Source organism: Paenibacillus ginsengarvi (genome assembly GCF_003626695.1).
Classification (GTDB): domain Bacteria; phylum Bacillota; class Bacilli; order Paenibacillales; family NBRC-103111; genus Paenibacillus_AB; species Paenibacillus_AB ginsengarvi.
In genome coordinates, this window is record NZ_RBAH01000035.1 from 1 (window position 1) to 23,558 (window position 23,558).

Below are 23,558 nucleotides of genomic sequence, written 5' to 3' on the forward strand. Positions count from 1 at the left end.
CTTTCAGTTCGCGTTCTCGCTGCTGGAGAAGTTGTTCCAATTCACGCATGCGCTGGGCGCTGGCCACAGGCTCGTTCTCGAACTGCCGATACTTCGCCAGCCATTTGTGTAGCGTGCTGGTCGGGATATTCAGTTCAAGAGCGATGTCCCCGAGCGACTTCGTCTGTTCTTGGATGTACTTCACCGTCCGCTGTTTAAATTCTTCATTGTAGTGCTGCCGTTGTTCACTCATGTGAACACCTCCTTGATAAGCTTATTATTAGGCTTTTCTTAAGCTGGTGTCCACTATTTACTCTAACAGCATCTTGTTCCGTTATTCGGAGAGGTGTAAGGAAATGCAGCGATTAGCGGAAGTTCCAGTTCCGTTACCGTTACGCGCTGCCGTCGGCGTCCGTCGCCCCCGTACTGCGTGCGGCTTGCCAATGCAGATCGTACTTGGCCTTCTATCGACACTATCTCCGACCGCTATCATGTAAGCCGCCAACGTGCACTCGGGATTCGCGCATGGGAATGGGCGGGTCAGCCGACCCGATTCAGTCCCGCGCCATCAACCGTTCCAGCAGTCCGACGGCGGCTTCGGTAAAAGGCTCGCAGGCCGAAGCCGTATAAGGCGTCGTCTTCATCTCGTAGCCTCCCAGGCCGTCGGCGAACGCTTTTGCAGTCGGCAAGTAGCCGGTGTATCCGTTGCCGAGGCTGCAAAACAGCGTATGGGCAAAAGGTGATCTCGGCTTGATATGGCCGACGTAGCCGTTGAATATTTCCCCGGAAGCCGTCAGGATGGCCAAATCCCCGATACGGATCCCCACAAGCGTAACGTCCAGGTGCGAACGGTGAAATCCGTTCACAGTGGGCAGCTTCACGATCGTTTGCATCGCATCAAGCGGCACGGCGGCTACGGTTTCCACGCGGCGAATCGTTTCGGCGATATCGGCATACAGCCGCTGCCCCGCTTCGATCACGAGCGGATACGTATCTTCCTTCCAGCCGCTTGTAGGACCGCAAACGAGCGGGCCGACATCCCCGGTAAAACCTTGCAGGAACAACGAAACAAACCCGTCCCCGTATTCGTTCTCGACCGTATTCATCGCTAATCCCACCATCTCGGAGCTGATCCGGTTCGCTTTGTTCCAAACAATCGTCGGATGTACCGCGCAATTGACGAAACTGCCGATCGGCTTGCCTTCGAACGATTCAAAGATCAGCACCTGCAGCGTCCGGTCTACCGGAAGCGAATCGTTCGCTTTTAGAGCCGGCCTGCGGTTTGCGGATATGCTGCAAGTCCCCGAGCCGACTTTCAGCCGCACTGGGACGAGCGCTGCGGTTAGCTCGCGTATTTTGTCGCCTATGCGGTTTGTATACTTCTCGCTGAAGTGGACGGGGGCGCTGTGCGTATGCGTAGCATTGACGGACACGCGATCTTCCATGGTGCCTGCCGCTTCCGCCCACGACCGTCTCGTGCCGGACGGAAACGTATTGCTGAATCCCCGATACAGCCATGGACGTCCCGACGGATCGGGCACCTGCACGAAATCCTCGTTCGACAGACCACAGTCCGGACAAACGATGACGCAGCGGTTAGGCCCATCATCAAGCACGACGATTCTGGCGTACAGATCGTCCAAAATATCCGTTGCCGGGTTCGCTGCATACTGGAACGGGTCGTAGCCCTGCAAAGGCATCGTTTCCTCCGGGGTGATGTTCACCTTACCGAACGCGGCCATTAAGGTTCCGGTCAAATCGTTCACCTCGCCATATAATTTACTAATTAAAATATATAACGATTTTTGTAGGTTGTAAATTGAGTCCAGGAAATTTTATTGCCGAATTATTTTTGCGTTTCCTACATACTTGCGCTTGTGCTATGCAATGCCTCTGATGTCCCCTTTCCCCCGGGCAATCGGATACGCCGCGAATTATACCATCGTATAATACCGGAACCGTTCCCCCCGTGATACATTGAATGACAGATCAGAGGAAAGGAAAGATGAGAAATGGGGCGGATGTTATGATGCAGTGGCTTGTAACGATTCATGTGCTGTCAGCGGTGATTGGCATCGGGCCGACGTATTTCGGTCATATTTTACTGCGCAAGAAGCAGAGCCGGGAACAACTGCTGGGGTCGCTGTCGCTGTTCGGGCTGCTCAACTATTTTCCAAAAATCGGCGGCTCGATCGCCGTTGTGTCGGGGATTGTGCTCGTTGCACTGTCGGGCTGGAAGTTCTCGGACTTGTGGATTGCCGGCTCCCTGCTCCTGTATGTGCTCATCCAGGTGGTGGCGGTGGCCATGATGGGGCCAGTGTTGAAACAGCTCGTCCAATCGCTAGGCGGGACCGGGGATCATCAGGAGCGCGATCCGGCAGCGGCGGACAGTAGTTCAGTTCTGCTCGCCAAAGCAAGCCGGTTATACAATACGGCATCCATTCTGGGCATTGTACTTTTCGTGCTTATGATCTTAAAGCCGGTGTGGAGCTAACGTTTGGACCAAAAATATTAATTATACTGCCAGGGAGGAAATAGTATGAATCGTTTACAGGGAAAAGTCGCATTCGTATCGGGAGGGGGCCGCGGGATCGGAGCGGCAGCCGCGCTTGAGCTGGCCCGGCTCGGGGCCAAGGTTGCGGTAAATTATGTGCGCCAGGAGGACGCGGCGCAGGCTGTCGTGGACCGCATCCGGCAAGCCGGAGGAGAGGCGATGCTCGCCAGGGCGGACGTCCGCGATCCCGAACAAGTAGGAGAAGCGCTGGCTTCCATTCGGGCGGCATGGGGCGATGTCGACATTCTGGTGAACAATGCGCATATGTCCTTCGTCATGAAGCCGGTAATGGGGATGCAGTGGGAGGAGCTCGCCCAGAAGCTGAACGACGAGATGAAGTCTGCCTTTACTTTGACCCAAGCCGTGTTGCCTGCCATGATCGAACGGAAATACGGAAGAATGGTCTACATTTCCAGCAATGCGGCCGATGCTCCATTGCCGTATATGGCTGCACACGGCTCGGCCAAAGCGGCACTCGAAGCGTTTGTGAAATATGTGGCGTTGGAGAGCGCTCCGTATGGAGTGACCGCGAATATCGTTTCGCCCGGACTGGTCGAAACGGAAGCGTCGAGCGTAACGCCGGAAGCGGTCAAGCAGCAGCTCGCGGCTATGACGCCGATGCAGCGTATAGCTCTGCCGGATGACATGTCGGGCGCGATTGCCTTTTTCGCCAGCGAGGAGAGCCGCTTCGTCACCGGAACCTGCACGAAAGTGAACGGCGGCATTTATATGGATTGAGTCTGGGGGCCGGACAAGCGGCCGATCAGGCGCGTATCCAGACTATCATATCGCCTTTTTCTGGATCAGTCAGCCAGGGAAGGGCGATTTTGACGTTTTTTTTCTCTTTTCCAAGTCGCGCCCTACGCGGCTTTTTTGCTATGTTCAGAGGCTCTGACCGTTTAACCTGATTTGTTCCGTGTCAGCCAGGTCATCCGGCTTTCGGGTACAAAAAGGATTTGGAGCGGGTGCGGCGAATCGTTTATTCAGGGAAATCGGACATCGCTTTGAAACAAGGGGAATGGTAAAGGTGCCGAACGACATGGACAAATCCGCCGCGCTTAACGGGCGGGAATCGATGAACAGGATGGATCTGAGGGAAGATCAATATATCGCCGGCCGCAGCGAGCCGCTTACCTACTTTCAGCGCTTTTTGTCAGGCGAGCCGGAAGGCCGGACGATCTGGAGTTTGTACGGAACGGCCGGCATCGGCAAAAGCTTCCTGCTCGATGCGTTCCGTCGTCAGGCGCTGCGGGCGGCCGCGGTGATGCTGCAGGTGGACAGCCGCGATTTTAACCATAAAGGAGATTTGCTGTGCCGGCAACTGCTTCGGCAACTGCCGAGCGCCAAACCGCCGCTTGCCGACCCGCTGGAAGCGGTCGTTGCCCGCTTGGAGCAATTGGCCGCAGAAACGAAGGTTGTTATCGCGCTGGATACGTACGAGGAGATGGGCGACCTCGACAGCTGGATAAGGGAACGTTTGATCAAACGGCTGCCTGACGGTGTCCTGCTCATCGTGGCCGGCCGCTACCGGCTGAAGGACAAATGGATTCTTTCCCCCGCGCTGCGGGAGCGCATCCTGTTCCTGCCGCTAGAACAATTGACAGGGCCGGAAAGCGCGGCTTATTTGCGGCAATGCGGCATGGAGGACGAGGAACGGATCGACGCCGTCTGTCGCAGGACGGGCGGCCATCCGCTCGCGCTGTCGCTGGCGTCCGTCGTATATCCGCAAGAGGACTGGACCGGCCGATCCGGCGATTGGACGGAGTGGTTCGAGCATCTGGCCAAGACGTGGCTTAGGGAAGTGCCGGACGATTTGCTGCGCAAAGTGGTCGAGACGGCGGCCGTATTGCTGCACGTGAACAGGGAAGTGCTTCAAGCCGTCATAGACCGGGATATTGACGACGAGACGTTCGGGCAGCTCCTGTCCTTGTCATTCGTCCGCAAGACGGAGCGCGGCTGGATGCTCCACGATCTGATGCGTTTCGCAACGCGCAAGCAGCTCGAGGAGCGGATGCCGGCCTATTTCGAGCGGCTTCGCGCCAGGGCGGCGCTATATTATACGGCGCGAATCCGCGAATCCGCTCCTTACCGGAGTACGGAGTGGGAAGTTGGCGAGCTGTTTTATTACACGGGTATCCCGCTCATCCGCTCGCTGCTTCAATCGTATTCCCGCGGCCGGTATACGTGGGAGCTGGTGACGTCCGTGAACCTGGACGAAGGGGAGACGTATTTGCGCAAACGGCTGGAAGCGGCTACGCCGCTGATGATATCCGGCATGGACCCGGAAACGGAGGAGCGCTACAGCGAATTCGTCGGCAAGGAAGACATGACGATGACAATCAAACATCTGGATCTGCGCACCTGGATCGAGCTCGACCAGCAGTCGGCCATGCTGCTTCGTTCCGCGAACGGAGAAGCGATCGGACTTGCCGTTATCGTGCCGATTCATAAGGGAACCCTGCCTGCCTTAATCCGCGATCCGTTCGCAGGTCCGTACTTGCGCTCGCTGACACCGCCGGAGCTCCGGCTTCTGGAGGCCGAGCTTCCCGGACAAGCGGGCTGGTTCATCCGGACGATCGACTATGCCGATTGGCAGAACCAGGACATGGTGCTGGAGACGATGTATTTGATGTTCTCGTATATGTGCTCGGGCGGATTGTTCTTCGCTTCTCCGCCGCCGATGGAGTTTTTTCGCGTGTCGCATCTGAATCTGGGCTTTCAGCCGGCAGAAGGTGTCGTTCACCGGAGTTATGACGGGAAGACGCCGACCCCGACGTTCGTGCTTGATACGCGGGGGGACAAGCTGGAGGCGTTTCTACGCTTCTTGCTCAGGCGCGGCGGCCTCCCGGACGAACTGGACTTGTTCGAAGAAGGGCCGGGCAGTCAGCTTACGGAACGGGAACGGGAAGTCGTGGCCCTCGTACTCGACGGTCTGACGAATGGCGAGATCGCCAAAGCGCTGTTCGTCAGCGAAATTACGGTCAAAAAGCACGTCAGCTCGATCTACGGCAAGCTGTCGGTGAAAGGACGCGGCCAGCTAATCAAATTATTCTCCGGTAAGCCGCGCATCGGCTGACAAAGGGCAGTACCGCCAATTGCTCGCATTCCATTCGGAATGCGGGCTTTTTTGCATGTTGCGGCGCGGCAGCGCAGATAGGCCGTCCATGACCACGATTATACGATCGTATAATACCGGGATGAAGCCGGGCGTGATACATTGAATGGCATGCGGGCCGCCGCTTTCATGCGAAAGGGCGGTCGCCGGGCAGGGGCGTGTTGGTTCGGACGGGATTACTGGCCTCGTGAATACACGATAGCGGGAGTTGAAGATCCATTTGAACAGTTCGGACGAATATCGAACGGAGCGCGGGAGCTTCTGCCGGATTACGCTGCCGATGCCCGGCGCAAGGAAAGAAACGATATAACTCATTAGAGGAGGAGAATTGCTTTGGCTAGAAAAATGATCGTTGGTTCCACTTTTTACTTCGTGATAGGCGTTGTTATGGGAATGGCGATGTCCATGACGGAAAACTACACATTATCTCCGGTTCACGCTCACATTAATTTGCTGGGATGGGTATCGCTGGCGCTTGGGGGCCTTATGTACCATCAGTTTCCCGATGCCGCCAGATCTAGGCTCGGCAAGTGGCATTTTTGGCTTCACATGCTTGGCATTCCGCTCATGATGGCGGGACTGGCATGTATGCTGCTGACGGGAAGCACGGTTTTCGTAGCGCTTGTTTCGGTCGGGGGCGTGTGCGTCGTCGTTGGTACGATCTTGTTTTCCATTAATGCCGTTCGGCATGTGTTGTAACGATGAAAAACCAAGGAGCAAAGATGAAAAATCGAAATCGTATATGGCGTAAAACGATCAGTCTGGCGTTGGCGCTTGCCGTAGGATTGGGAGGGCTGCTGCCGCAGGCGAGCAGCGGCTTCGCAGCGGATTCACCGCTGGCGGATGCGAAGCTCGCCGATGACGGGCTGCGCAGTCTGCTGACGGAATTGACGCCGGAGTCGCTCGCGGACGCTGCCAGGGCCGCAAAAGAAACAAGCGGCGACGCGGTCGCGGGCAACAAGTCCGGCTTGACAGGCGTGACCCGCTCCGTTTATGCGCCAGCTGTGCCGGTGCTGGACCCGCTGCCCGTTTATTCGAAAGCGCCGAGCATCGTCGTCACGGGCAGAGCTGAGGACGGAACTACGGTTACCATCAGCAGCAGGCTCAATAACGGAGAGCCGGTCGAGGAGGGAACGACCGCGACCGATGCTTCGCAGCGCTTCTCGTTCGAGCTTCCGCTGACGGAAGAGGGCGAGTACCGGATTACGGCGACGGCCGAAAGGGGCGGGGTGAACAGCCTAGCGTCGGAGCCGGTTACCGTTCATGCGGACCGTACGCCGCCCGGCAGGGTGGAGAATGAAACTTGGAGGCTGCTGTATCCGGCGAATACGAGTCTATTGCTGCAATGGTCGGCGCCGACCGTGCCAAACGGCCAGGGAGGCCGCATGAACGATCCGTCCGTGATCGGTTACCGCCTGTACGACAAAAGCGGTACGCTGCTTCGGGAAACGGTAGAGCAGCAGGCGATTTTTACCGATTTGCAGCCTGCCCGTCCGTACACGATCCTCGTCAGAGCGTTCGATGCCGCCGGTAACGAGTCGAGCTCCACCGGGATCTATGCCGGTACTTCGCCGGCGAACGAAGTGAGGCTGGGCGAACCGATGTACGACGTGGCGCCGGCGTTGAGCGGCGACGGAAGCACTGTTCTCTACCAGGCCGAAGCCGATAGCCGCCTGTATATCGTCGATACGGCGACAGGCGTCAGCTCGCCGGTGAACTTAACGGACGACGGGCAGGCGCCGAACGGTTCGATCGCGGATTTGGCGGTTAATCGGACCGGCACGGTGTTGGCCTTTACGTCGGACGCGACCAATTTGCGTGCGGCGAAGCCGTCAGGAGGAGCGAATAAGGGCGTATATATCTATTTTGCCGGTACCGGTACGCTTGAGCTCATCTCCGACCCGGCGAAGAAGGCGAGCAAGCCCAGCCTTAATGCCGGCGGCAGCCGGATCGTATGGGCCGAAGGCTCGCAGATTTATATGTACGATTTCGGCAACGGAACGAAAACGCTCGTGAGCAAGGCCGCAGACGGCGCTCCTGGCGACCAGGCCTCCGAATCGCCGGTCATTAGCGCGGACGGCAAGCGGATCGCCTACGAGACGTCGTCAACGAATTTGAAAGGGACGGAGGACATGGGCTCGTTTTCGTCCAATGCCGTCGCCGTATACGATGTCGCCGCGGACACCCATATTTTTTTCCACGGATATAACGGATTGAGCCGCAGTATAAGCATGAGCGCCGACGGCAAATACGTTGTGTTCCGCGCCACCCGCGGGGGCTTTGCCAAAGTGCAGGCATTCGATTTGAGGAGCGAAGACAGCCGTTTGTGGAGCGAGGATGAATTTCCCGACAGCCGTCCCAGCAGCGAAAGAAAAGACAAAGTATATGAAAAGACGTCGCTGAGCGGCGACGGACGGTATGTGGTAACTTCTCTACTCGACCATAATCCGTCTGGCAGCATTTATACGAATCATTACACCGAACGTATGGATCGGGAGACAGGGCTTGTCGATGTGGTCGGCAACCCGGGCTATAACACGGACAATGCCAAAATCGACGAAGCCGGCAACCGGATCGTTTATGTCCGATCGGACGGTTTGTACACGTACTGCTACGGCGAATGCCGCCAGAAGCAGCCGGACGAAACGCTCGGTTCGGCGGAATGGCAGGCGCCGGACAGCGCCATGACGTCAGGCAGCCTCAATCCGGGAAGCGATATGACGATCCTGGCTACCGGGCAGCCGAACAAAACGATCGTTGCGGATGTCGCATACCGCGAGATCCTTCAAGGCGATCCGGCCCAAGTACGCAATGTGACGAAAACGGTCGCGATGACGGAAACGCCCGCTTCCTCCGGGGTGTACCGCGCCGCCTTCCGCGTGCTCGAAGGAATGACGCAGATCGATAGCATCCAGGCAAGGCCGGAGGGCGGCGGCGCTTCAAAAGCGGTGGCCCGGCTGCCGGTTGATGTGGCCGGCAAACTGGTTATCGATGTAGCTGCCGAACACCCGGACCTGCTGTCCGGTTTGCAGTTTGTGCTGCAAAGCTCGGGAGCGAGCCGCACGACGAAACCGCTTGCCGCCGGACAAACGCATTACGAGCTCTACTGGCGGCATGTGGACGATCTGGAGCTTGAGCTTCAGGACGGCAAAAGCGGCGCGGTATATGCGCGGCAAAGCGGGCTGAGCCTTGGCAAAGGCGGCACGACGACGATTCGGCTCGTTCCGGTGTTCCCTGCTTCCTTGTCGGTCGAGGTGTTGTATGGCAGTACGCCTGTAGCCGCCGAGTTGACCTTCAAGGACGAACGAGGCGTTTCGCTCGGACGCATCCCGACGAATGCGAACGGGATCGCGCTCCTGGACGGACGTTTGGCTGGCGAGAACATAACGGTAGCCGTTGCCCCTCCCGCGGAGTATCAAACGCCCAAGGAGACGAAGGTAAGACTCGGGATAGGAAAAACGCCGCTGCAAGTATCGCTGAAGAAATGGAACGAAACGATAGACGGCTACACGCTGGATTATACCCGCCAGGTCGGCAAGTCGAGCGCCAAAGTGCCTGTCATCGGCAGCGAGGCTGCTCTCACCTTGAAAGCGGAATCCGGCCATACGATCCGCGCTCAGATCAGCAAGAGCGTGTGGAAAGGCGGCGACGCTCCGGAAGCCGATTCGGAGTGGCTCGATTTGGCCGAAACCGCTGAGGAGCCGGGAACGTACAAGGGAACGTTCGGCATAACCGAAGGGACCGCAAGGCTGGAGGAGATGACGTTCGAGATCAACGGGACTCCGATTCCCCGCGCTTACCCGATTCGCACGAATGTAGCGCCGAGGCTGCGTCTTACGATCGGCGTACCGGCGGCATCCGTCTGGTCCGCTATGTTAAGCGAAACGCAGTTCCACCTGTCCCAATACAGTGCGGCCGGATCGTTTCATAACGAGCAGAGAGCGGCCAGTCCGGAGACGCTGTCGTATGAGTTCGACGTTCCGTTCGAGAAGACTTCGGTCTGGTTCACACTCGTTCCCTCAGGCAGCAGCAAGCTGGTTGCCACGCAGCAGCAAACGATGTCGCCGGGATACGGTCAAGTTGCCGAGATGACGTTTCTACCCAAATACCGTTATACCTTTAACATAAACGTGAAGACGAAAACGGCAGATACGCCGCTTGTCAAAGCGGAGCTGCGTGACGGAGCAAACGGTACGGTACTATGGGAAAGCGGAGCATACGGCACAGTAGCAGGTATGGTTACTATGCTGCGAGGAGTCGATGCGTCGCCCAAGCCGCGGTTGACGATAATCCCGCAAAGTCCCGCCTACGAGGTGGCTGCCGTCGATTTTGATACCGAGCTGCTAGAGCAGCAGGTGGAGATCACGCTGACGGAAAGTCCGGAAGCGCTGTTGCGGGGACGCGTTTTTGCCCCGGACGGTACTCCGGCAGGAGACAGCATCGTTTCTGCGGTGCTGACGAAGGACGGCTTCAGCAGGATGTATACGGCTCGCACGGATCGGGCAGGGGCATACAGCCTGAAATTGACCGCCGGCGAAGTCGAGCTGCGGGCAACGAGGAGCGGCGGCCTGGGCGGCTTTTCTCCGACCCGGAAGCTCGCCATCGAAGGCGACCAAACCGTCGACCTTACCTTGAAAGAGCCGGCCAAGGTGACGCTGAATTTGTACACCAGGCTGGGCGGAGGAGATTGGGAAGGGCCGATCGATTTGGACTGGCGCACTACCGTGCATCTGAACGTCAGTCCGTCATTTCAGGTAACGGCCCAAAACGGCCGGGAGTACCGGACGCTGGCTACAACAGGCGATACGGTCGGCTTCTGTGTAAACGGTGTGGAGGCGGGTTTGCCTTCCAAATGCGAGAATACGGTGATCGGCGACAGTAATGAAGCGAATATCGAAATCCGGCTGGAAAACAGTGGCGGTCAGGCCTATTTCCGGGCGATTCGACCGGACGGCACTCCGCTCTATGGCCTCAATGCGACGCTTCAGCAACTGGACGACAGTCGGGCGGATTCCCGCTATCTTAGCTACGATAAAGATAAACAATCGTTCGTAGTTCCGCTCAGAGGCAGCGGGAACCAGCGGCTCCTGCTGAGCGCTCCTTATGCGGACGCCGTCGCTTCGGTCGATTTCGCTGTCCGGCCGGGGGCAGTTGTGAACCTGGGTGACATCCGACTGCAACCCGCCGGGACATTCAGCGGCAGCGGCAACGGAATCGAGAGCTCCTCCGACTGGTCGACGCCGGGCGGAAGGATTACGCTGCGCGCCGTATATAAGAACAACGCCCGCAGCAGCTATGAATTGGAACCGCAGGATGCGGTCCTGGCCATCGAGCTGCCGAACGAAGCGGAATACGTTCCCGGCACCCTCGTACAAAACGGTAAAGCGGCGGAGCCGCGTTTGGTCGGGCGGACGCTCGAGGTGCCGATCGGCAGCGTTCCGTTATATGCCGAAGGAAGCGTTCGGCTGCAGCTGCATTTACGGGAACAGCCGGGCAGTACCGACATTGCCATTGTCGGCAAAATGCGGTACAACAATCCGCTTCCGCACGAAGACATACTCGGTACGGCCATCGTCGGCATTTTGCCGGTTACGCTGCGCGCGCCGGAGATCGTGGCCGATCCGCATTTCAAGGTGAACGGTTACGCTCCCGCCGGCTCGGAGGTAACGCTGTACGACAACGGCGCGCCGATCGGCAAGGCGCCTGTGTCGCCGGCGGGTACGTGGACGCTTCCGGTCGAGCTTGCCGACTCGGGCGCGAAGAAGCATCGGCTGTCGACGGAGTCGAACCTAAACGGCGTCCGGGTGCCCGGGGAGCGCGCCTATGTCGAGTACGATCCGAACGATCCCGGGTTGTCGTCGGTTTCGCTGGTGCAGAATGACGGCCGTGTCGTCCAGTTCGATACGGTCAATGGGACCGCCGTATTTCCTTACGTGGTCGTTCCGGGCTACCCGGTCCAGGTTGATTTGAAGTTCCGGGACGCAGCGCGTGTCGAACATGTATTCGTCCGCGTCGGCGGCAGCGTTGCCGAAGCGCAGCTTGTGAACGGCGCCTATCGGGCGCTAGTACCCATCGCGCGTGGTGTGGGGCCGATCGTCGTGGATTATACGAAAAAACGGGACCGCGTGGAGACCCCCGGGCCCGTTCCAACGGAGGAGGAATTCCGCAGCAGCCTTCCGTCTACGATGGCGGACTACAGCATGGAATGGGTCGCCGGTCCGGGAGAAAAAACGCCGTCCGGTTCCGTCATGCCGGAAAGAGCGGCTTCGGCCCGTTTCAAGGTAAACGAGTTTTTGTGGACCCAGATTAACGTATCCACCACTTCGGCAGGCACATTCAAGCCGAGCGACGGGGACGTCCGTCATGCCGGGGAAACAGGCTTGCCCGTGTACGGACTAACGATCAGCAGGAAGAAAAGCGATTCGGAAATTACGATCCAAATCTCCGGTTATGTACCGGATAACGCTGCCACCGCGAAGGCGTCCGCCGCGAATTCGGGACGGGTAAGAACGCTCGGAGCGGAGCAAACGCTCGCGAAAAAAACGATCGAGTTCACGATCGGCAAGGTCGGCCAGGCGCTCGGCTTCCGCGACGTGATCGCAGGAACGATGGACGCCTTCGATTCGGATAATTTCATGAATCGGGTGAATCGGGCCATCGAGCAGGCGGAGCAAATTTGCGATCCGGTGGCGAGAGAATACTATTTGAATTTCGCCTGGGAAGTGAAAACGGACATTTTCGCTCACGAGCAGGTCAAACTGAATGTGGGCGCTCTCGGAACTTTGTTCGGTTCCGGCCTGTGGGGCATCGCCTTCTGGGCGGAAGGCTACTATATCGGACAAAAGCTCGACGAGGTGGCGAACGACGAACTGACCGAGCTGGAAACGCATTTGCGGCCCTACCTCAGCGAGCTGAATTGCGTCAAGAAGAAACCGCCGAAGCCTGTCGCCGATCCGGTCTATATTTGGGACCCGAGCGGTTATGTGTACGAAGGGCTTCCGGATAACCGGATCGAAGGCGTGACGGCTACCGTACTGGAACAGGACTCGCGCACCGGAGAATGGCGCGCATGGGATGCCGATTGGTATCTCCAGCAAAACCCGCTGCTTACCGACGGCCAAGGCCGGTACGCCTGGGATGTGCCGCCGGGCAAGTGGAAGGTCAGATACGAGAAGGAAGGCTACGAGACGACGTACAGCGACGAGCTTGACGTGCCGCCGCCGCAGCTAGAAGTGAATATCCCGCTTGTATCGTATCGCCCTCCGCAGGTGGAGAGCGTCAAGGCCGCCGCAGGCGGCGGGTATGTGGATATTGTCTTCAGCAAGCCGATCGATACGCGTTCGCTGACGCCGGATTCCGTTACGGCCGAGTCCGCGGACGGTAAGCCGGTCGAGGGCTCGGTCCAGGCCAAACAACCGGTCGAAGCAAACGGCCTGCTGCTTGCGACTACTCTCCGTTACACGCCAGCAGCGCCTCTGGCCGATGGGGATTACAAGCTGCTTATAAGTGGAGCGATTGCCAGCTATGCAGGCATTCCGATGGGAAGTGACGTACAGCGTCCGTTCCGGGTAACCCATCAGGACGTTACGCCGCCGGCAGCTCCGGCTCATGTAACGGCGGGCATCACCTTCGGAACGGCGACGGTCGCTTGGGACGATCCGGCCGACGATGATTATGCGAAAGCGCTCGTTCGTTGGAAAAAAGCGGGCGATGCAAGCTATTCGGCTCCGATCGAAGTAGCCAGAGGCACCGGTTGGGTACAAATGCCCGGCTTACCGGAAGCGGCGGGTTATGAGTTTCAAGTTTCCGCCGTCGACGAGGCTGGCAACGAATCGGCGGGCGCAACCGCGAACTGGGCAGTGTCCGCCGACCGGCTGCCGCCGCTTGCCGTCGGCAACCTAGAGGCGCAAGCGGTGCAGGAGCGGCAGGTCGTTCTGGGCTGGACCGATCCGGCCGCACCGGATCTGGCAAAGCTGAAGCTAACCTGGGCGAGCAGCAGTAGTCCGGACGACAAGAAGCAGGGCGAAGCGCTTCCGGGCGCACAAACGTTTACGGCTGGGGAGCTTACTCCGAATACGGAATATAACTTCTCGATCGTCGCGGTGGACCGCAGCGGTAATGAATCCGTGGCCGCTTCCATCGCCGTGCGGACGAAAACCGCCGCAGTAACGCAGTACGAGGGTGGAGGCGTATCCGGCGGCTACGGAGGAGGACCGGCGGCCGAACCGAACCCGAATCAAACGGAAGTCAAGCTTGGACCGGAAGGAGGAAGCTTCCGCCTATTCGACGGACTGGCGGAGCTGGCCGTGCCGAAGGATGCTTTTGCCGCAGAAACGAAGCTGACGCTAACGCTGAAGGCAACCGGCACCGATGACCGGCTCGCTTCCCGCTATATGCGGATGTCCGGATCCGTGGAAATGGTCTCGGATGGCGCCGCGCCTGTAAAACCGCTGCTTCTGGCCATGCAACTCAATCCGGCGCTTGCCGGAGAAGCTGACGCAAGACGTTTCAGTTTGTATCGCAGCGACGCTTCCACTTCGGGAGGCTGGACGTATTACGGCGGTGTCGTCGATGTCGCCAGCCGCATGGTCGAAGCCAGCATAGACGCGTTTGGCGAATATGCCGTGATGATGTACGATCGTCCGTTCGCGGATATGAAGGCTCATTGGAGCCGGACCTCCGTCGATGTGCTGGTAAGCCGGCATATGGTGGACGGCGCCGGCGAAGAGCTTTTCGAGCCGGACCGCCTGATTACGCGGGCGGAGATGACGAAGCTTCTGGTAGAGGCGCTTGGGCAAGGCCAAGGAAAAGCGCCGGGAGGAGAGAAGGAGGCAGTGTCCGCATTTGCCGACGTATCTCCGGATGCATGGTACGCGCGCGTTGTCGCGGATGCCGTCAAGCTGGGGCTGGTGGAGGGGGCGGACAATCGCTTCCGTCCGAACGACGCCATCACCCGCGAAGAGCTGGCGGTTCTGTTCAGCCGCTTTGCTGCCCTGCAAGGGCACAGACTCGAACCGGCTTCCGGTCAGGAACCGATGAACCGCTTTGCCGATTCGCAGGCCGTCTCGGCTTGGGCGAAGGTAGCGGTGGCCGCATCCGTACGTAAAGGATGGATGCAGGGTGTGACGGACAGCGAGCTGCTGCCGCACGGCGAAGCAAGCCGCGGCCAAGCGGCGACGATGCTGCTGCGAGTGCTGACTACCCTTGGAGCGATTGAGAAATAGAGCTATATTTGCAAAAGCCCTGTGGGCGGCTGAGGATACCTTTGGGTATACCGCAGCCGCCCGCTTGTATGTTTAATGAACAAATAATTCCCTCGGGGAGAAGCGGAGGCAAAAGATCCGCTAATGGCTGGCGGAGCACCGTTAACCCGGCTATCCCAAAGAGGTTGACGAAATCATTTAGTTAATTTATTATGGTAAAGCGTTAATGTGTTAGTTTGATAATGTGATAAAGGGGTGGTTGTGCCGCATGTTTAAAGCTGTTTTCCTTGATTTTTACGGCACTTTGGTGCAAGAGGACGAAGTATTTTTACAGCGAATATGCAGTCGAATCTCGGAGTCGTCATCGCTCCGAACGGCATCCGGCGAGATCGGGACCTATTGGTCGGCTTGTTTTGCGAGAACATGCCGTTCCTCCTTCGGCGAACATTTTAACACTCAGCGCGAAATCGAGCTTGCTTCCCTGAAGGACACTTTACATCATTTTCAATCGTCCGAAAGCCCGGATCAGTTAAGCGAAATCTTATATGCTTATTGGGAAGCCCCGGCTTTATGCGAAGATACGCGGCCATTTCTGGATCGTCTGAAAAAACCTCGGATTGTCGTATCCAATATCGATCGCAAGGACGTTCAGTCGGCCATTCGCCACCATTCCTTGCCGCTTGAGGATGTGATTACGAGCGAGGACGCCAGAGCGTATAAACCGAGGCCGGAAATGTTTCATATGGCGCTCGAAACGTTCAACCTTCGTCCCGGCGAGGTGCTGCATGTCGGCGATTCGCTGAGCAGCGACATTGCAGGGGCGCAAAGCGTCGGCATCAAATCCGCCTGGATCAACCGCAATAATAGAAAGGCGCCTTCGCATTACTCGCCGGATTTTATGGTTCAATCGCTGACCGATTTAATACCGTTATTGGAATAACCGATAAATAACCGTATGGTTGCCCTAGCTGGTACCGGGCTGCCTGTTGTCGGCCGGAGCGAATTCCCCTATAATTCCTTGTATGGGAGGCTGGGAGGATACATATGGAAGAATGGATGGGAGCCGACCTTGTAACCGCCTTGATAGGCGCTGTGATCGCAGGCGCGGCAGGGCTCCTGCTAGGGAAGCTAAATGCGTTCAAGAAGAAGAAGGGGCGTTCGCCGTTATGGCTGGGCGCGCTGCTGTTCGCGGTTGTCCTGATCGGGCTGCTTTACTTCGAAGAACGGCCGGATGAAACCGGTCAGACGGACGGAGGAGGCAAACCGGTCGCCGGGACGACGATTAGCGCCCCGTATGTGCGGGCCGAGGGGGAAATGCTCGTGCATTACATCAATGTCGGGCAAGGAGCTTCGCAACTTCTTGTCGGTCCGACGGGGAAAACGATGCTGATCGACGCGGGCAACAACGATAAAGAAGAAATGATCGTCGCTTATTTGCAGCGGGCGGGCATTAAGAAAATCGACATTTTGGTCGGCACGCACCCGGATGCCGATCATATCGGCGGCCTTGATGCGGTCATCGATCATTTTGATATCGGGCAGTTTTACATGCCGAAGGTGCAGTCCAATACGAAGACGTACGAGGACGTTTTGCTTGCGGCGAAGAAGAAGGGAATCAAGGTGGACAGCGCCAAGGCGGATGTGAATCTGAAGTGGGATTCGGGGGCAACCGCGCGTATCGTTGCTCCGATCGGCGACTACTCGGATACGAACGAGATGAGCGCCGTAATCCGCGTAGCGTACGGGGAAACGTCGTTTCTGCTCACGGGGGACGCGGAATCGAAGAGCGAGACGGATCTCGTGGCAAGCGGCACGAATCTGAAAGCCGACGTCTTGCTCATCGGGCATCACGGCTCCAACTCCTCGACAAGCGATCCGTTTCTGGAGCGTGTCGGTCCGAAGTATGCGGTCATCCAGTCCGGCAAAAACAATTACGGGCACCCGACGCCGGAAATATTGGCGAAGCTGGCAGGCAAAAACATTACGGTGCTTCGCAACGATACGTCGGGCAACATCGTGTTCGTGTCAAACGGCAAGTCGCTGGACATCAAGCTTGACCCGTGGGAATACATAAAGGGAAAAGCGAAATAGGGACGTAAGAGGTGAGCCGCCCAAATGAAAGGAATCGTGGAACGATTCGAAGGCAGTTATGCCGTGATCGAAATCGCCGGCAAGGCGCAGGATGTGCCTCGCAGCGCGGTTTCATTCGATGTGAAGGTCGGAGACTGCGTAATTCTTCACAAAGGGATATGGGTCGTCGATCGCGAAGCTACGAAGAAACGAACCCTGTATATGAAAAAGCTGATCGAAGATGTGTGGAACGATTGAGGCGCCCGGTTGTGCATAGCTGCCTCTAGCATGGTTCTACCTGACTAAAGCGGACATCCGTTGCAAAAGCGGAAGGTCCGCTTTTTTCAGTTGCTAAACAGTTTCTAATACAAACGTGTGTATATAATGGTGTAAAGGAATTTATTTTTATATAAAGTTGAATTAATAAAAGTACTTCCATTTGGGTAAAAAACCGATGCATAATTTTTTTATAAATAGTATTGCAGAATGTGCACACGTTTGTTATTATCGTCTCGTACCTACATAAAAGCGCTTGCATTTTTGAAATGCAGCCTACCCATGTAATGTCTTGATTAACCGAATGCATCCAGTATGACGGGTATTGTCTGGCAAAAGCCAAAAACCAGGAGGCATGGATTATGAAATCAAATGGGGAAAACGCGCCCGCGGAACGGTTGTTATCACGGAGAAAGCTGCTCGCTTCCGCAGGAATTGCAGGCTTATCGCTCTATTCGGGGACGCTGCTCTCGGCGAAAGCAAACGATAAGGGACTAGGAGGTACCGTTACGAACGCCGTTTATGGCGGCGATCCGGAGGAGGCCGAATGTTTGCTGCGGGCTAACGGGGCGATCAGCGTCCTGGATTACGGGGCGATCGGCGACGGAATAACCGACGATACCGAGGCGTTCCGGGATGCGGCGCAAACCGGGAAGATGATGATCGTTCCGAAACCAGCGGTCTATTACAAAGTAAGCGGACCGATTACGTTAACGAACTCCGTGTACGGGATCGGCACGCCTGAGGTTCGGATGGAAGGCGCGGACGGGTCGGCGAACAAGCGCATGTTTATCATTCAGTCATACCGGGGAGCGGCTCTTCATGTCAGCGGGCTTCATTTGAACGGGCAATACACGGGCGGAACGGTGGGGGAGCAATCGCATTTGCTGAGGGTCATTGATTCCGGCAACATTTACGTTCATCATAACCGGTTTAACACGGCTTACGGAGACTGTGTCTACTTCGGTGCCGACTATATTCGGCCGTGCGAGAACGTCCATGTGTATCAGAACGAAATGATCGGTCCAAGGCGATGCGCGGTCGCCCTGGTGTCGGTCAAAAAAGCATGGGTACGCGACAATATCATCAGCGATGCGCACGATTACGTTGCGACAATCGACATCGAACCGAATAAAACGTCCAGCGGGACGGAAATCGTTGAAGACATCTGGATCGAGGACAATGTCTTCGACTGCGCCGGCATTTTTATTAATACATATAGTCCGAATGCGGGATTTCCGAATAAACGGCTGACCATCCGCGGCAATCAAGGGCAATCCCGTTATTTTTTTCGCAGCATTGCGGGAGAGACGGGCAATACCGAGGACGTTTGCATTGCGGATAATGAATTTTACGGCTCGGTAGGCGATGCCCGCATGTTCACCTCGTCGAGAGTTCAGAAGGGCTTGGTCATTCGGGGCAACCGGGACTACGGGACAGGCAGCTCCGGTTGGAATATATCGAATGCCGATAACGCTGTTGTCAGCCACAATGTGATCGATGCCGTTCGTGCCATCGCTGCTTCATTCCGTAATTGTAACCGCCTTCTTTTTCATGGCAACCGGATCAACCATGTTTACTCCAGCTATGGAGCCGTACGATTTGCAGGCCCGGAGACGACGGAAGGGAACGTCGTTACGGATAATATATTTCTCGATACGGATTACGGGCTCAAATTCGAAACGGTTGCGAGTCGCATGATAGTGTCGAATAACCATATCGATTCGAAGCGGGCCTGCATCCAGCTGGAGGCGACGGCTGCCGGCTCGGACATTCGCATTTTTCAGGACAATGTATTCGCAAATGACGGCGTTCCTGTCGGCAATCCCGCCTATTTGCTGAAGCCGATGACTCCGGAGGCGATAACTAAGGGCGTCTCGGTCAGTTGGGCGAATAGCGTGCCAACAAGCGGAAGCTGGATCCAGGGATCGGTCGTGTATAAGACGGCAGCTTCCTCAGCCGAATGTATGGGATGGATCTGTGTCGCAAGCGGTTCGCCGGGGAATTGGGAGCCTTTCGGCATCGTCGGCGAAGCGCGGGTTATTCTGAAGTCTCCGGCAGGAAGCAGGTATGCGGTTACGGTCACAGATACGGGAGAGCTTGTGACGAGCACGATTGTGTAACGCTCTGCTAGCCGCAAGCTTGGCGAAGTGAAATGGTTCAGTCCTCAGCTATTATAAAGTTGCACGCATAGATCGTTTGTATCCGGGCTCGATCGGGCAGGATCACGGGCGATCTTCTTTCTTCTTTTGCGGCAACTACGAGCTTGCAATTCGAAGCCATGTTGTTTATTATGGATATTGAAGGTCCATAATGATGACGATAGCGGAAGGGAGAAGGAAGCTTGCAATATTCCAAGAGCACGGATTACGCTCTGCACGCCTTGATACATCTGGCGCATTCGACTCCGAGGCATAACGTCGGGATCAAGGAATTGGCCGCCTCGCTCGGCGTTTCCGAGAGCTATTTGTCGAAAATTATGTCGAAGCTGCGGCAGGACGGGATCGTTCGCGCCGTGCCGGGGGTGAACGGCGGTTACGAGCTGGCCCGGGCGGCAGAGCATATTTCGTTTCTGGAAGTCATCCAGGTGATGGAAGGCAGACAGCAGCTGTTCGAATGCTCGAATGCGAATTCGCGCCAGCACGAGCTGTTTGGCGATGAGGCGCATGCGGAGCCGGAGCTTCAGCGGGGAAGCGGGTGCCTGGTGGAGAAGGTGATGGACGGGGCACAGCGGCATCTGCACGACTATTTGCAGAAGCATACGATCCAGACGGTACTGGATGAGATGACAGAGAGAATGAAGTAAACAAGAAGTGATCTGCTTCTTGTCTTCATTTCCCTTAATTATGGATATTACAGATCTATGGAGGTGTCTATTTTTATGAGATTGAAACAACAGCAGCTGGATGTGGCGATTATCGGCGGCGGTCCGGCAGGGTTAAACGCAGCTCTCGTCCTGGGACGCGCCAGAAAACAGGTGGCGGTAATCGATGAAGGACGTCCCCGCAACGCAGTCACCCGCGAGGCCCACGGCTTTCTGACCCGCGACGGAATAAGTCCGGGCGAGTTCCGGCGTATTGCGCAGGAGGAAATTCAGGCTTACCCGTCGGTTTCTATCGTAGCGGATACGGCCGTAACTATTGCGGGGGAGAACGGTAATTTTCAGATAACCACAGGGCAGGGACACGCTTATGTAAGCAAAAAGGTGCTGTTTGCCGTCGGCATGAAAGACCGGCCGCTTGACATTCCCGGCTTGGCCGAGGTTTACGGCAAAAGCGCCTTCGTATGCCCGTATTGCGACGGCTGGGAGCTAAGGGATGAGCCTCTGGTTATTTTGAACAAAGGACCGGAACTGATGCACTTCGCTCCTTTGATATCCGGCTGGACGAGCCGTTTTACGATCTGCACGAACGGCCCTGACGGGCTGACCGATGCTCAGCGGGAGGAACTGCAGCGTCATCAAGTGCCATTATGGGATTCGCCCGTGCGAGCGATTGAATCGAAGGACGGGATCGTCCAGCGAGTCGTGCTTGAAGACGGGAAGGCCATCCCGTGCAGAGGAATCTTTTTCAAGCCGGAGCTCGTTACCGGATCGGAGCTGCCGAAGCTTCTCGGATGCCGCATGACGGAAACGGGAATGGTCGCCGTCGATGAATTCGGGAAGACGAGCGTTGCAGGCGTCTATAGCGCCGGGGATGCGGCTTCGCGGCTGCATCAGTCGATAGCAGCTGCCGCAATGGGGTCTTTTGCCGCAGCGGCCATGAACAATGAACTCAATCTGGAGGTATGGAAGCGAGAAGGATAACGGGTTCCCGCGTATGAGAGGGCTGTCGAAACATCGGCAGCCTTGCTCTGCGTTTGAGATGAAATCGCGATCTCTTTACCCGCATGATCTAGAAGGCCGGTGAATAACTGAACGGAGGGTTTCGAATGATGCCGGAGAAACGGAGTGGTCGCCTTTGTTCCCGAATTTTCCCGTAGTGTAGTTATTCACCGGACCTCTAGATGTTATAATAAATAAACATTCTAATAGGTAAGGAGTAGAGTATGAATTTTGTTTATAACCTGCTAACGGAACGGGGAATGACAGAACCCTATGTTACATACTTGGCGAATGCGATTGTATTAGTCCTGCTTGCCGGAGTTTGTGTCACCGCGAATTTCGTAACCAAAAAAATCGTATTAAAAATCCTCACCTCTATCATTACGAAAAACCGGTTCACGTGGGACAACGTATTTTTGGAGCGAAAAATATTTCATAAAATCTCTCATATTGTCCCGGCCCTCATTATTTATTATTTCGCTTCGATCTTTCCCGGCTACCAAACGCTTATCGAAAAAGGCGTCGCCGTTTATATTATCGTCGTGGGCATGATCGTAATCGATGCGTTTCTGGACGCCTGCAACGATATTTACAGCACCTTCGAGATTTCCAAAGTGAAGCCGATTCGCGGCTACACCCAGGTCGTTAAAATATTTGTTTTCGTGATCGGCGGCATTGTTATTATCGCCAACCTGATCGGGGAGAGTCCGCTCATTCTGCTAAGCGGCCTTGGCGCTTTGTCTGCGGTTATCATGCTCATCTTCAAAGATTCGATTCTGGGGCTTGTCGCCAGCGTACAGCTGTCTTCCAACGATATGGTGCGTGTCGGCGACTGGATCGACATGCCGAAATACAACGCCGATGGCGACGTGATCGACATCTCGCTCAATACGGTGAAGGTGAGAAACTTCGACAAATCGATTACGACGATACCCAGCTATGCGCTCATCTCCGACTCGTTCCGCAATTGGCGCGGAATGCAGCAGGCGGGGGGCCGGCGCATCAAACGTTCCGTCCTGATCGACAAAAGCAGCATTTGCTTCTGTACGGACGAGATGATCCGCGGGTTTCGCAAAATTCATTATTTGACCGACTATATAGATAGCAAAGAACAGGAAATAGCCGCCTTCAACGCCCGCAATCAGATCGACAAAACGATGAAGGTAAACGGACGGCAGCTCACGAACATCGGCGTGTTTCGCATGTATATGGAACAATATTTGAAACATCACCCGAGGATTCATCAGGAGATGACGCTGATCGTACGGCAGCTGGCGCCGGTGGAGAACGGGCTTCCTCTGGAAATTTACGCGTTCGTAAACGATACGAATTGGGGCGTCTATGAGTCGGTTCAGGCCGATATTTTCGACCATGTTTTCGCTGCCGTACCGACCTTCGGCTTGCGCATCTTCCAGAACCCGAGCGGACACGACTTCAAGCAGGCGATACGCGCAGAGATGTTGTCCGGCAGTTAACTTACGCTGCAATCGCCAACGAATCTTCAAGGGTTTGCCGCGAATGTGTCAAATATGCGCCGACTTTCGAATACGCCTTCCGCTATACTTGAAGTATCCGCATGGAACAGGCGTGCAGTGCAGAAGGAGTGGAAGGCATGAAAGCGAAAATTCGCAAACCGGCATGGCTTTTTGCCGGATTGGGCATACTTTGCATAGCGCTGGTATTGATCTTTTTTCCAAGTAAACCCGATCCGGTCGATCCGCTAATCGCCGAGCAGGCTGCAGGTTACCAGGTAGTTACGGTTATGGTGACTGGCGACGGCTTCGTACCGAATCAGATCGAACTCATCCCCGGGGTTCCGGCCAAAATCAATTTCAAAAAAACAACCGGTTTTACTTGCATTAAAGGCATGATAGCCGAAGACATCAAGCTGGATGTTCCGCTGAAAAAGGGGAATAACCTCGTAACGCTGGACAATTTGGAGCCGGGAACTTATAAGTTCCACTGCGACATGTACATGTATTACGGTGCGATCACGATTAAAGAAAAGACGGTGTCGTAGGTTTGCAGATTGTAAAAAAGAAGCCCTATAGCCTTGCGTCATACGGCAGAGGAGCTTCTTTTTTTGTGCTCAGAAGACGGTCACCATTACGCCAATCGCCCATATAGTAAAGCATGATGAAGGAAGGGACGATGATCCAGCGGTGTATTACTACTACGGATGGGGGCCGCTGTGGCCGTATACGGAAAGGCCGATGCCATTAGGCGATCCGTCAGATGTGAGCCAGTTTCAGCAATCCGCCAAACAATCATTGACGGCCACGTCGGAATTGGTACATTTGTTAAACGTGATCTCCTCGAATGCAAGCTTTTCCCTACATTTGAAAAAGGCCGCGTCGGAAAGCAATAAGCCTGCGGTCGAGCGCCTGATCCAATCGCTCGGAATCCACACGCCTTTTCTAGTTAACGTAACGCCGGACGGCATCTCGATCGAGTTCCGATCTCCGGGTGCTGACATCTGTTTCAAAATTCGTGTTGCTTTATGCTGGTAAACCGTTGCGAGTAGGAGCCGGTTCTCTC

16 protein-coding genes are annotated in these 23,558 nt (G+C 56.1%); 14 read left to right on the top strand and 2 right to left on the bottom strand.

The genetic code is table 11. From position 1 onward, the window contains the following. Together D7M11_RS31570 and D7M11_RS31575 are read right to left on the bottom strand one after the other, a co-directional pair. Positions 1-232 (bottom strand): transposase (locus D7M11_RS31570; RefSeq protein WP_120751274.1); only part of this gene is annotated, 232 nt, incomplete at its 3' end. A gap of 301 nt (positions 233-533) precedes the next feature. Beyond that, positions 534-1,736 (bottom strand): hypothetical protein, encoded by a 1,203-nt coding sequence (locus D7M11_RS31575; protein WP_120751275.1) that lies wholly within the window; start codon positions 1,734-1,736, stop codon positions 534-536. Between the two features lie 248 nt (positions 1,737-1,984). Between D7M11_RS31575 and D7M11_RS31580 the strand changes: the two genes are divergently transcribed. From D7M11_RS31580 to D7M11_RS38275, 14 genes are all read left to right on the top strand, one after another. Next, a complete protein-coding gene (locus D7M11_RS31580) occupies positions 1,985-2,473 on the top strand; it encodes a DUF2269 family protein (RefSeq protein WP_240041397.1) in 489 nt (162 codons plus the stop codon). 45 nt (positions 2,474-2,518) lie between these two features. Continuing rightward, a complete protein-coding gene (locus D7M11_RS31585) occupies positions 2,519-3,271 on the top strand; it encodes an SDR family oxidoreductase (RefSeq protein WP_120751276.1) in 753 nt (250 codons plus the stop codon). A gap of 289 nt (positions 3,272-3,560) precedes the next feature. Next, on the top strand, positions 3,561-5,609 hold the full coding sequence (locus tag D7M11_RS37825) for a helix-turn-helix transcriptional regulator (protein ID WP_275671751.1): 2,049 nt from the start codon (positions 3,561-3,563) through the stop codon (positions 5,607-5,609). Positions 5,610-5,981: 372 nt separating this feature from the next. Next, on the top strand, positions 5,982-6,347 hold the full coding sequence (locus D7M11_RS31595; protein WP_120751277.1) for a cytochrome-c oxidase: 366 nt from the start codon (positions 5,982-5,984) through the stop codon (positions 6,345-6,347). A gap of 23 nt (positions 6,348-6,370) precedes the next feature. Further along, positions 6,371-14,872, top strand: a complete 8,502-nt coding sequence (locus D7M11_RS31600; protein WP_158606946.1) for an S-layer homology domain-containing protein — start codon at positions 6,371-6,373, stop codon at positions 14,870-14,872. Between the two features lie 247 nt (positions 14,873-15,119). After that, positions 15,120-15,791, top strand: a complete 672-nt coding sequence (locus tag D7M11_RS31605) for an HAD family hydrolase (RefSeq protein ID WP_120751279.1) — start codon at positions 15,120-15,122, stop codon at positions 15,789-15,791. 104 nt (positions 15,792-15,895) lie between these two features. Next, positions 15,896-16,942 carry a ComEC/Rec2 family competence protein gene (locus D7M11_RS31610; RefSeq protein WP_240041398.1) on the top strand — a complete coding sequence of 349 codons (1,047 nt, stop codon included), beginning with the start codon at positions 15,896-15,898 and terminating at the stop codon, positions 16,940-16,942. 24 nt (positions 16,943-16,966) lie between these two features. Then, positions 16,967-17,179 carry a DUF3006 domain-containing protein gene (locus D7M11_RS31615; protein ID WP_120751280.1) on the top strand — a complete coding sequence of 71 codons (213 nt, stop codon included), beginning with the start codon at positions 16,967-16,969 and terminating at the stop codon, positions 17,177-17,179. Between the two features lie 380 nt (positions 17,180-17,559). Beyond that, on the top strand, positions 17,560-19,320 hold the full coding sequence (locus D7M11_RS31620; protein ID WP_120751281.1) for a right-handed parallel beta-helix repeat-containing protein: 1,761 nt from the start codon (positions 17,560-17,562) through the stop codon (positions 19,318-19,320). A gap of 221 nt (positions 19,321-19,541) precedes the next feature. Next, a complete protein-coding gene (locus D7M11_RS31625; RefSeq protein ID WP_120751282.1) occupies positions 19,542-20,003 on the top strand; it encodes an RrF2 family transcriptional regulator in 462 nt (153 codons plus the stop codon). An 81-nt stretch (positions 20,004-20,084) separates the two neighbouring features. Continuing rightward, the gene (locus tag D7M11_RS31630; RefSeq protein WP_120751333.1) at positions 20,085-21,002 is read left to right on the top strand and encodes an NAD(P)/FAD-dependent oxidoreductase; all 918 of its coding nucleotides are present in this window, start codon (positions 20,085-20,087) and stop codon (positions 21,000-21,002) included. Between the two features lie 242 nt (positions 21,003-21,244). Beyond that, positions 21,245-22,495, top strand: a complete 1,251-nt coding sequence (locus D7M11_RS31635; protein ID WP_120751283.1) for a mechanosensitive ion channel family protein — start codon at positions 21,245-21,247, stop codon at positions 22,493-22,495. 137 nt (positions 22,496-22,632) lie between these two features. After that, a complete protein-coding gene (locus tag D7M11_RS31640) occupies positions 22,633-23,040 on the top strand; it encodes a cupredoxin domain-containing protein (protein ID WP_158606947.1) in 408 nt (135 codons plus the stop codon). 193 nt (positions 23,041-23,233) lie between these two features. After that, positions 23,234-23,530, top strand: a complete 297-nt coding sequence (locus tag D7M11_RS38275) for a YuzC family spore coat inner layer protein (RefSeq protein WP_476703840.1) — start codon at positions 23,234-23,236, stop codon at positions 23,528-23,530. Positions 23,531-23,558 lie beyond the last annotated feature (28 nt).